Annotated in this window: 1 protein-coding gene; it reads right to left on the reverse strand. The window is 66.4% G+C overall.

Annotation, left to right across the window (positions count from 1 at the left end; all coding sequences use genetic code 11):
- Positions 1 to 75: 75 nt before the first annotated feature.
- Positions 76 to 256 (reverse strand): four-helix bundle copper-binding protein (locus tag AC0L2K_RS35225; protein WP_473533690.1); only part of this gene is annotated, 181 nt, incomplete at its 5' end.

Here is a 256-nt window from a genome sequence, read left to right on the forward strand (position 1 = left end):
GCATCGCACCGTCTCACGCGCCTTGGCTCGCAATGTAACGGGAGGGCGGCGGGGAAAGCGCCGCCCTCGGGCCATTTACGCGGCCATCTTGTCGCAAGCCTCGGCGCACTTGCGACACGCGGCGACGCAATCCTCCATGCCGTCCAGCCCTTCGCAGCTCGACGCGCACGCCCGGCAAATCTCGGCGCACTCGCGGCAGATATGCCGGTGATGCTCAGATTTCCGCGCCATGAAGTCGATCGCGACCGCGCAAATC

This window comes from Mesorhizobium sp. WSM4817 (assembly GCF_055811135.1).